We start from the raw sequence: 10,124 nt of genomic DNA, 5'->3' as shown, positions 1-10,124 counted from the left end.
GTATTATTATTAGTAGTAGGGTTATTTGTAGTATTCGTATCTACTTTATGATCATTTCTATCATCATCTTCATCTGCTAGTAATTTCATATACTCATCAAGAGCACGTCCATCAATACGATTTTCTTCACTTCCCTTATAATAGCTAGCTACGTTGTTCTCTTTATCATAGCCACCAACAATAGCTGCATCCATAAGTTTCACATACATATCATAGGAAGGTTGTGTTGTTATTCCATCAGGAAATTGCGCAATGTGTTCTTCAAATTCTTCCGCACGGTCTAATAATTCATCTAATGTAACACCAATTTGATTATTATTCATATATGGTTTTTGTTCATTCTCATGCATTAATTCAAGAAATTCTTCTACTTCATCTGAAACGTAATTCTTGTAAGCATATAAACGTGTATAGTCTACGTCTTCATAAGTATTTTCAAATCCTAAAACACCAGCAACTAATTGATCTGCCTCTGCTTCAGTAGCATTCTTAATATTTTCATCTATAAAACCATATACATTTTCTCGATTTGTTTCATTTGCTAATAAAGTGTTGTATTCGTCTATAATGCCTCCGTTCGCTTGATTTCCAACCCTTGCTTCGACACCAGCATTATTTGCTGTGCTATTTCCTGTATTACTTCCGTCGTTTACCGCATTATTCCCGTCGTTTGCTGCATTATTTTTATTATTGTTTGCAGCATCATTTCTTCCACATGCAGTAACACTTATCATTGCAACAATTGCAAGAAGTGCAATGATGCTTTTCTTAAAACGTCTTTTCATCATCTTTTACCTTGTCCTTTCTTATGACAGATCTGTTTCCCTTTTTTGTTAATCTGCCTCAATAGTATTACTAAAAACTGTTTCACAATGAAATGAATCATATATGAAATCATTACTATCATTATCTCCACGGTTTTATAAACTATTCGGACAATTTTATGTATGTAAAATATATTTAAGAAAAGCTTTACAATATAAATGCATTAAAAAAACCGCTACACGATTTTCTCATGCAACGGTTCACTTTTTATTAGTCCATTGTATATGGCATTAAAGCGATATGTCTTGCTCTCTTGATTGCTACTGTAAGAGCTCTTTGGTGTTTCGCACAGTTTCCTGTAATTCTTCTAGGAAGAATTTTACCTCTTTCAGATACATATCTTTTTAATTTGTTAATATCTTTATAATCGATACCTGTGTTGTTTTTGTCAGCACAGAATACACATACTTTTTTTCTTCTACGTCCGCCTCTTCTCTTCATTGGAGAATCAGCTCTATCACTCTTATCATTCATATTGAATTGCATAACACAATCTTCTTATCCGGATCTTAAACATAACGATGTATATTTATAGTTTTGACTTTACGTCATATTAATTAAATGGTAATTCTTCATCAATACCATCTGGGATATTCATGAATCCGTCGCCAATTGCTTGGCTTGGTTCAGGTCTTGCTGCTTGTGAGAAGCCGCCAGATTCACCAGCTGCTGCTTTACTTTCAGCAAACTCCTGCTCTTCTACAACAACTTCTGTTGTGTAGACTTTTTGTCCATCCTTATTCGTATAGCTACCAGTCTGTATACGACCAGTTACGAGTACTTTCGTTCCTTGTCTATAATACTTCTCTGCAAACTCTGCTGTTTTACCAAATGATACACAACTGATAAAATCTGCTGTCTGTTGATCACCATCTCGCTTAAATCTACGATCTACTGCGAGTGTATATCTTGCTATAGCTAGTGATCCTTCCCCTTGGGAATATCTCACTTCAGGGTCTCTTGTTAGACGGCCCATTAGGATTACTTTATTCATAAAGGAATTCCTCCTTCTTTATGCGTCTTGTCTAATGCATAAATATCTGATAACAGATTCCATGATTCGAATTCTTTGTTCGATTTCTCCTGGAGTTGTTGATTCAGATTCGAATTGGATGAAGTAGTAGAATCCTTCTCTCATTTTTTGAATTTCGTAAGCTAATCTTTTCTTACCCCATTCATCAACGTTAGTAACTGTACCACCAAATCTAGTGATTAATTCTTTAACTTGTTCTACAGTTGCTACTCTTGCATCGTCTTCGATTTTTGCACTAACAACTAAAGATAATTCATATTTGTTCATAGTTGCTTGCACCTCCTTCTGGTCTTTGGCCCTTTTCTTTTTTAAGTCATTAAAAAAGAGCAAGGATTAATTAATTTTAAATATATCACAATTAATGATTCTAACATACTTGTACCGTTTATGCAAGAATTTTTTATTTCTTTATATTCTGTTCTCTTTATTCTTCACCCTTTTTACGAACATTTCGTATGTTTTTCTCAACTTGCTTTCTTGGTAACATAACCTGGTGTCCACACCCCATACATTTTAAACGAAAATCCATCCCCACTCTTAAAATCTCCCATTCGCTATTTCCGCATGGGTGTTGCTTCTTTAGTTTAATTATATCGCCTATATTCAAATCCATATTGATACCAATACTCCTTTCTTTATACAATGTTGATGATATATATCGTTTTCCTCCAAACTTCATAATACATAAATATATCAATCTTCCTCAAATGAATAATATATCATATATAAGTTAACTTTCCTATTGATTTTTAAATTATATAGGTGTAATATACATATTGTGATATGTAGTTATCAATACTACATATAAGGTTATTGCTAAACTCATTACAAGTTATGGAGGCGTTAATAATGAAAAAAATACATCTAAAAGATCCCGCTAGTGCACTTACTCACATATTCGGTTCTGCAATCGCATTAATTACATCAATCCCGTTACTAATACGATTAGCATGTACATCTGATGCTTTGCACACTGTATCACTGGCTATTTTTAGCTTTGGTTTAGTCCTATTATATACGGCAAGTTCATTATATCATTCCATTAATTCTACAGAAAAAATCAATCGTAGACTTAAAAAATTTGATCATATGAGTATCTTCGTTCTTATAGCCGGAACCTATACCCCAATTTGTTTAATTGTACTTGGCGATCGCACAGGCTGGACACTATTCTTTGTTATTTGGGCAATTGCACTTGCTGGAATGTGTTTAAAAGCTTTCTGGGTATACTGCCCACGTTGGGTGTCTTCCGTTATATATATTGCAATGGGTTGGATGTGTATATTCGCATTTCCACAATTAGTATCAAAATTATCTGGTCCTGCTTTTGGTTGGTTATTAGCAGGTGGTATTATCTATACAATAGGCGGTGTTATTTATGCATTAAAACTTCCTATGTTTAATAGCCTTCACAAAAACTTTAATTCTCATGATATATTTCATCTTTTTTGCTTAGGTGGTAGCTTCTGTCACTTTGTACTTATGTACTTCTATGTAGCTAAGATGCCTGGATAAGTTATAATATCTTGTATTTGATAAATTAATAATAATAAAAAACAACTTTTTATAAATGAATGCCATCTCGTGAACATGTATATTCACAAGATGGCATTCAGTCTAGAAAAGTTGTTTTTTTACTATTAACGTTTAGAAACCTTTAATGCATAACTTCCTGATGACTTTTTATCATCTTTGTAAACACGTATATAATATGTTCCTTTTGGAAGTGTGGATGTTGTATATGTCTTAAGTGATGTTGAAGTTTTATATCCAACACTATTAATTCTTAAATCAACAGAACCACTTAAGTTTGGACTTGTTAATTCTACTCTTAAATCACCTGAAGAAGAGTTACCTGCTACTGTAAGTTTTAGCTTTGTAGCTTTTGTTAACTTAAACATATACCAATCATTCAAAGAAGTCTTATCTTCTGAAAGCACAACTCCCTTTGCTACTTTACCGATTGCTAATGTTTTAGCCTTTGTTTTTCTATTTCCACTCTTTTCAGTAACACCTGTTATTTTACTCTTAATTCGGTATACTTCAGAAGACGAGGTTACTTTAACATAGTAGGTAACTCCTTTTTTTACTGCAAATACAGTTTTATCATTATATGATTTTGATACATATACATCTTCTGAAATTGCCTTTTTCTTACTATTACACAAAGTTATTGTAGCATTTCCATAATCTGAAAGAAAATCTGTACTTATACTAATATATCCTGTTTTTGATGCCTTATATTTATAATAAATACTCTTACTATCATAGTTATATGTATCATATGCATATGAATATGCTGTCGTATATGTATCGTTTTTTAATGTACGATTAGCACCATTATACATTTGAGAAGTAAATGTATATGTACCTGGTGTTTCAAATTTTACATAATATGTACCTTTTTTAGAGAAATATGCATATCCATCATCTCCATATACACCTTCTTGTATTGGCTCTCCGTAAGAGGATATATAAGCTGAAGAACCGGCTTTCACTGTACAACTCTCATCCGTATAAATACTAACATCACTGCTAGCTACATTAGATGCTACAAAAAAATCTAAATAACCCTTTGTTGGAATATTAATTGGTACTACTTCATTTTCCATACTTGTTTGCAATGCATATGTAACAGTTTTTCCCAAATCAGCTTCAGTACCTGTTGTTGCTACCACAGTTGTTAATTCAGTTACTTCTGCATACGATTCATCATATACGATTGCAGCTTGAGCCGTATTCGTTCCAAAGATACATGATACAAGTAATGCAAATGCAAGTAAAATACTAGATAATTTCATTTTCATATAATTCACACCTTATTATTTATTATAACTATAGCAAACATTTTTTTCTATTTCAATACCTTGAAATGGTTTTTTTTCCTATTTCGTCGTTTTTTTCTTTTTATGTCCATATATCATACCTTATATTTTTCATTTGTATACTTATTGAAACTTTTTCTTATTTGTTGCGTACTCCTACGCGATAAATAGCATTGGTTTTTGTAGAAATTTTGGATATTCTAATATAATAGGTTCCCTTTGGTAGTTTCTCTGTTCCGTCGAGAATATAATAGATGGTACTAACACCACCATTTGCATTGTCTATAGGATAGAAGTATCTAGACTCCCATTTCGTTCCCTTTGTGTCATAAAAATCAATCTTTAATCCACCGCAAGACACCATTCCAATCACATCTACTATTATCTTTCTTTTCTTATCATTCTTAAACTTAAACCAATCTGCTTTACCAGACTTCTCCGTTGACAACGCCAGAGACTTAAGTTTATCACCACCAACTTCAAGGGTCTTAGCCTTTTGTTTACTCGGTGCACTCTTATCCTCAATTTCTTTAAATGTCTGCATAACATAAGCATAATTTGATGAAGTAGTTACCTTAAGATAATACGTCCCCTTTGAAACTGCAAACACAAAGGTATGATTATTATCTTCTGTTCTACACAGGTTGGAGATTTCTTTTTTCTTACTATTGCATAGAATTACATTACCTCCAGTGGACGCCTGCATGTTCAATGATATACTTCCTGAATCACTTACGATTACTTTATAGTAAATCTTTTTATCATAACCTAAGAATGCTGATACCACTTGCTTTCCATTCGTTAATGTTTCATTACGAGAATTGATATAAAAAGAACTAAATTTGATATAATTAATAGCATTTGGTTGAGCCGTTGTATCTATAACCGAAAATTTAACATAATAAATACCTGCTATCGATACATTTAATTCGCCAGAATAGGTATCATAGTTATAGTAATTTGCCTTCTTTGTACATGCTGCATCTGTGTATACCTCACAGTAATATGACTTTTGATCTATGTATTCATTTTCAAAATCATATCTATAATTTAATCTTCCTTCTTCATTTAATGTAATTGGCACAACTATACTCTGACCATACGGAATACTAATAAAATAACTTTTATAATTTGCTTCATCTAAGGTAATATCTAAATCATTGGTTTTAAGCTCTGTCACATCGGCATTTGTATCTGCATCTACAATCGAACTTTTTGCAGTCTTGTCTGTTATTTCATCCGCCAACACGTAACTAGCTGGTAATGCTATAACTCCACATACAAATACGACTAAAATAAACCTCACTAGCTTTTTCATTCCTTAATTTACCTCCATATATTTACAATCAATACTATAGCAAATGACTTCTCCTTTTTCAATTAAGAAAATCTAGGTATTATCTCCTGTAATAATTAAAAGGCCATACACATAAGGAATAAACCAAATGTGATGGCCAACCCATATATATGAAGCAACCAACTAATCTCGTATATTACCATAGCAAAGAAATACGTCTACAGGCCAAGACAATCTTCTATCCTAACCACTGTGAATGAAATCGGTTGCGTGTTGTCAATATGTATCAATTTAATAATTACACATTATGCAGAAAAAATTACGCTGAAATTGTGCACCATCAGATTGAATCTTTCTTTCAACCGAATCCTTTGCTATAATATCATTATACTCAATTCAATATAATATGTGATTACATTTACGAATGTATTTCACAGATTTACGGAGGCCTCAAATGAATTTTTTAAAGGTATTAGAATCCATTCGTACCCCTCTTCTTGATCAGTTATTTCTTCTATTAACTTTCTTCGGAGAGGAAGTACTAGTACTTGCTATTATTTGTTTTCTTTACTGGTGTTATAACAAACGTCTAGCGTATCGAATCTGTTTTACCTTTTTTACTTCAGGGTTACTTGTCCAGACATTAAAAATTACGTTTCGAGTACCACGACCTTGGATAAAAGATCCTTCCTTTCAAGCTGTAGAAAAGGCAGTTACAACCGCAACAGGCTACTCTTTTCCAAGTGGCCATACACAGTGCGCAACCTCACTTTATAGCACACTCGCTTGGAATACGAAGAAGAACCTTAGTCGTATTATTTGTTTTACTATTATTTTTAGTGTTATGCTTTCACGTATGTACCTTGGTGTTCACACACCAATCGATGTTCTTGTATCATTTTCACTTACCCTAGTTATTTCATTGGTAACCAATTATCTCATTACTCGTTTTGAGTTACTTGTTAAGAATTATAAGATTACCGCAATTCTCTTAAGTGTTGTCTCAATTGCAGTAGCTATATATTCACTTATTCTATTACACCGCAATGTAATTGATGCCAAATATGCATCTGATTGTTGTAAAGCTGCGGGGGCAGGTATTGGTTTTTCCCTCGGTTGGTATATTGAATCCGTCTACATTCGTTTTAATGAACATACCACCTATCCTTCAAGGCAAGTTATTAAGTTCCTTATAGGCATCGGTATTGCCCTATTACTAAAAGTAGGTTTGAAGGCCATTATTGGATCTTCTATTCCTGCTAATATGATACGCTATTTTATTCTTGTATTATGGATTACCGTTGTTTATCCATATCTTATAAAACGATATGAAAGCAAGCTTCTTGCTTCTTAAGTCAGTACTATAGACAATAAAAAGGATTATCATACAATTTTATTGTGTATGATAATCCTTTTTATTCATTCCTATTAACGGAGCAATAACATTGGATTAACAGTTTCTTCACCTGATAAAACTTGGAAGAATAGGTTAGTTCCTTCTTTTATATAGTATTTTGTAGGCTCTGCAATTTTACCTATTACAGTTTTCTCTTCAATTGTCTGACCTTCTTTAACATTAAGATTTTCATCTAATTGTCCATAGATTACTTTGTATCCATCACCAACTGATACAGTGACAGTATTTCCAGTCTCTTCATTGTAAGAGATATCGGATACAACTCCCTTTGCAGCATTAAGTACATCTTCTCCGACTTCCGCCTGAATAATAATAGCTGGATTACACTTATATTGATCTAGTGTTTGAAAGTATATTACGCTGCTCATACTATAATTCATTATAACATTACCATCAACTGGCCAGAGTAATCCTTTTTCCTCATCAAATGTTAAATTAGTACCTTTACCACTTGTTGCAACTGCTTGTGAATTTTGATTTTCTTCTGCTTGTTCGTTAGCGGCAACTGCATTAGACGTTGTCTCCTTAACTTCATCTGCATCCTGAATTTCTGCATCTCCTGTTAAATCAGAAGGAACATCTGCATCAATACCCGCAATATTTTCATCTGTTGTTGAATCTGCAACTTCTGTGTTTTGGTTATTTGCCATATCTTCTGTTTGTTTGTTTGAATCATTCAAATCTACTACATTATCTTTATCATTACTAGTAAGCATACTTACGTACACAACGCAGATAATGCATAATGCACATATACCAGTAAGTAAAGATATATAAAAGCCTTTGGCTTTTAGAAAGTCTGGAACATTCTTCTTCACATTCATCACCTCTAGCAATATTTTCACCAGAAATGAAAGTTTTATACATCACGTTTCTTAATTTATCGGATATATTCTTTTACCTGTGTTCCAGTAAAATAATATTCTAGGATTTCATCATATTTACACCCTTGTAGCGCCTTAAAATTTGCACCATATTGGCTTAGTCCGAGACCATGCCCCTTGCCCTTACATATAAATCGTAACGAGTCTTCATACTCCTCAATATAGAAGTTCGTACTATTCAGCTCAAAAAGGCTTGCAAATTGATCACCAGTTATGGATTCTTCTCCTATCTGAATGGTTTTAATATATCCATCCTCATCTCGTTTTTCAATTACAATATCAGCAATCAAGGAGTCTACTGATACCTTACAATCGGAATATGTCTTTTTTAACTGTTTTGCCACGGTTTCTTTGGGAATACTGCTAATCTGTAAGTAATCTGTACTCTGAACGTCCCCTTTACTTTCAACTGACGATAAATATGCAATATCTTCACCAATTGCTTGTTTGGAACTCCGTGTCATTCCAGTACTTACTGCATGAAATAGAGGAATAATTAAGCTATCCTTATATGTAATGACCATATTATTTGTATCTTTAATTGATTTTGATATCTTCTTTTCATAACTAGCTGCATGTTCCTCCCCCCAACTGGCTCTAGCTGCATCAAGCGTTGTGTATTGTAGTCCAATATCACTAGCTGCAAGGGATTTGGTCTTTCTCTTTTCTGCTAATACGTACACATAAGTACGAATTATTGTTGCCTGTGTCTTTAAAGCTTCTAACTCATAAGTTGCTGGTATATCTGCTGCCATCGCCATCATAATATATGTATTGAGAGAACATTCTTTATCTACACCGTTTTCTTCTATACTAATACGAATTGAATTATTGCTGGTTCCACTTGATTTAGAACCTTTACCTGATAATAGATATGTAATACCACATGGTATCAATAGTACAATGAGAAGTAGTACCAGTATTGTGCTTACTTTCTGTTTCATCTACCTTCTCCTTACTAAAAAGATTCATAATAATATATGCCAAAATGTAAGTCCATATTGCTTAAAAATCTAATTTTGCATCTTTTTTATTTTTCCTTAATATCTTTTTTATGTTTGCTTAATGATTGATTTATGATTTTAGTTTAATTCATTTTCTTTTTATGGTTTGTACACACTCCGGTCACAACTCATTGGTACAATAATACTTGCAAGAGATTTTCATACATTTGAAATACTCCCCCCTCTCATTAACAAAAAAGAAGATGCGCTCGGATTAGCATCTTCTTTTTTTGCATCTATAATTCTGTTCTTCCCTCTAAAGCACGAAGTAGTGTAACTTCATCGATATATTCTAAGTCTCCACCTACTGGTACCCCGCTGGCTATTCTACTTACCTTAATACCTGTTGGCTTTATTAACTTGCTAATATACATCGCAGTAGTTTCTCCCTCTAAGCTAGAATTCGTTGCTATGATAACTTCTTCTACATCCCCTTGTAAACGTAACATTAACTCTTTCAATTTAATGTCAGAAGGGCCGACTCCTAGCATTGGAGAGATTGCACCATGTAATACATGATAAACTCCATCATATTTTTGTGTCTTCTCGTATGCAGCTAAGTCTCTTGTATTCTCTACCACCATAATCTGTTTGTTATTTCTCTTCTCACTTGCACAGATTGGACATATCTCTTTATCCGTTAATGTGTAACAGCTTGTACAATACCTAACATTATTCTTAGCTTCAATTATAGATGTAGATAATGCTGCTACTTGATCTTGAGGCATATTAATGATATGAAAGGCCAGTCGTTGTGCTGTCTTGCCACCTATTCCAGGAAGTCTAGATAATTGTTCTATTAATTTTGTAATTTGACTACTATAATAATCCTTGTTTAT

Annotated in this window: 12 protein-coding genes; 2 read left to right on the top strand and 10 right to left on the bottom strand. The window is 33.1% G+C overall.

What is annotated here, in order from left to right:
- The 5 genes from ACW2QF_RS14425 to ACW2QF_RS14405 form a co-directional block, all read right to left on the bottom strand.
- A partial coding sequence (locus ACW2QF_RS14425; protein WP_455716709.1) for a hypothetical protein occupies window positions 1-788 on the bottom strand: 788 nt, incomplete at its 3' end.
- A gap of 247 nt (window positions 789-1,035) precedes the next feature.
- On the bottom strand, window positions 1,036-1,311 hold the full coding sequence (gene rpsR / locus ACW2QF_RS14420; RefSeq protein WP_455716708.1) for a 30S ribosomal protein S18: 276 nt from the start codon (window positions 1,309-1,311) through the stop codon (window positions 1,036-1,038).
- Window positions 1,312-1,378: 67 nt separating this feature from the next.
- Entirely contained in the window at window positions 1,379-1,819 is a 441-nt protein-coding gene (locus tag ACW2QF_RS14415) for a single-stranded DNA-binding protein (protein WP_455716707.1), read from the bottom strand.
- Window positions 1,820-1,837: 18 nt separating this feature from the next.
- A complete protein-coding gene (gene rpsF / locus ACW2QF_RS14410) occupies window positions 1,838-2,125 on the bottom strand; it encodes a 30S ribosomal protein S6 (RefSeq protein ID WP_455716706.1) in 288 nt (95 codons plus the stop codon).
- Between the two features lie 157 nt (window positions 2,126-2,282).
- The gene (locus tag ACW2QF_RS14405) at window positions 2,283-2,471 is read right to left on the bottom strand and encodes a DUF951 domain-containing protein (RefSeq protein WP_455716705.1); all 189 of its coding nucleotides are present in this window, start codon (window positions 2,469-2,471) and stop codon (window positions 2,283-2,285) included.
- Between the two features lie 236 nt (window positions 2,472-2,707).
- Between ACW2QF_RS14405 and trhA the strand changes: the two genes are divergently transcribed.
- On the top strand, window positions 2,708-3,373 hold the full coding sequence (gene trhA / locus ACW2QF_RS14400) for a PAQR family membrane homeostasis protein TrhA (protein WP_455716704.1): 666 nt from the start codon (window positions 2,708-2,710) through the stop codon (window positions 3,371-3,373).
- Window positions 3,374-3,498: 125 nt separating this feature from the next.
- Here trhA and ACW2QF_RS14395 read toward each other — a convergent pair whose 3' ends face one another.
- Window positions 3,499-4,665, bottom strand: a complete 1,167-nt coding sequence (locus ACW2QF_RS14395) for a pre-peptidase C-terminal domain-containing protein (protein WP_455716703.1) — start codon at window positions 4,663-4,665, stop codon at window positions 3,499-3,501.
- A 157-nt stretch (window positions 4,666-4,822) separates the two neighbouring features.
- Complete coding sequence (locus tag ACW2QF_RS14390; protein ID WP_455716702.1) at window positions 4,823-6,001, bottom strand: hypothetical protein; 1,179 nt, start codon at window positions 5,999-6,001, stop codon at window positions 4,823-4,825.
- Between the two features lie 433 nt (window positions 6,002-6,434).
- On the opposite strand from ACW2QF_RS14390, the gene ACW2QF_RS14385 reads away from it, so the two are divergent.
- Window positions 6,435-7,334, top strand: coding sequence for a phosphatase PAP2 family protein (locus tag ACW2QF_RS14385; protein ID WP_455716701.1), 900 nt, complete (start codon window positions 6,435-6,437; stop codon window positions 7,332-7,334).
- Window positions 7,335-7,408: 74 nt separating this feature from the next.
- Here ACW2QF_RS14385 and ACW2QF_RS14380 read toward each other — a convergent pair whose 3' ends face one another.
- From ACW2QF_RS14380 to recR, 3 genes are all read right to left on the bottom strand, one after another.
- Window positions 7,409-8,215 carry a peptidoglycan DD-metalloendopeptidase family protein gene (locus ACW2QF_RS14380; protein ID WP_455716700.1) on the bottom strand — a complete coding sequence of 269 codons (807 nt, stop codon included), beginning with the start codon at window positions 8,213-8,215 and terminating at the stop codon, window positions 7,409-7,411.
- A gap of 62 nt (window positions 8,216-8,277) precedes the next feature.
- Window positions 8,278-9,225, bottom strand: a complete 948-nt coding sequence (locus ACW2QF_RS14375) for a SpoIID/LytB domain-containing protein (protein WP_455716699.1) — start codon at window positions 9,223-9,225, stop codon at window positions 8,278-8,280.
- Between the two features lie 296 nt (window positions 9,226-9,521).
- A complete protein-coding gene (recR, locus tag ACW2QF_RS14370) occupies window positions 9,522-10,124 on the bottom strand; it encodes a recombination mediator RecR (protein ID WP_455716698.1) in 603 nt (200 codons plus the stop codon).

The organism is Anaerosporobacter sp., assembly GCF_965301125.1.
Note: the sequence above shows the minus strand (reverse complement) of the source record. Positions and strands in the feature narration are given on the sequence as shown.

Excerpts from the sequence above, each read along its gene's own strand:
- ACW2QF_RS14375 (WP_455716699.1), bottom strand. The coding sequence starts at position 9,225 with ATGAAACAGAAAGTAAGCACAATACTGGTACTACTTCTCATTGTACTA.
- ACW2QF_RS14390 (WP_455716702.1), bottom strand. The coding sequence starts at position 6,001 with ATGAAAAAGCTAGTGAGGTTTATTTTAGTCGTATTTGTATGTGGAGTT.
- ACW2QF_RS14395 (WP_455716703.1), bottom strand. The coding sequence starts at position 4,665 with ATGAAAATGAAATTATCTAGTATTTTACTTGCATTTGCATTACTTGTA.
- ACW2QF_RS14415 (WP_455716707.1), bottom strand. The coding sequence starts at position 1,819 with ATGAATAAAGTAATCCTAATGGGCCGTCTAACAAGAGACCCTGAAGTG.
- trhA (WP_455716704.1), top strand. The coding sequence starts at position 2,708 with ATGAAAAAAATACATCTAAAAGATCCCGCTAGTGCACTTACTCACATA.
- rpsF (WP_455716706.1), bottom strand. The coding sequence starts at position 2,125 with ATGAACAAATATGAATTATCTTTAGTTGTTAGTGCAAAAATCGAAGAC.
- ACW2QF_RS14385 (WP_455716701.1), top strand. The coding sequence starts at position 6,435 with ATGAATTTTTTAAAGGTATTAGAATCCATTCGTACCCCTCTTCTTGAT.
- ACW2QF_RS14405 (WP_455716705.1), bottom strand. The coding sequence starts at position 2,471 with ATGGATTTGAATATAGGCGATATAATTAAACTAAAGAAGCAACACCCA.
- rpsR (WP_455716708.1), bottom strand. The coding sequence starts at position 1,311 with ATGCAATTCAATATGAATGATAAGAGTGATAGAGCTGATTCTCCAATG.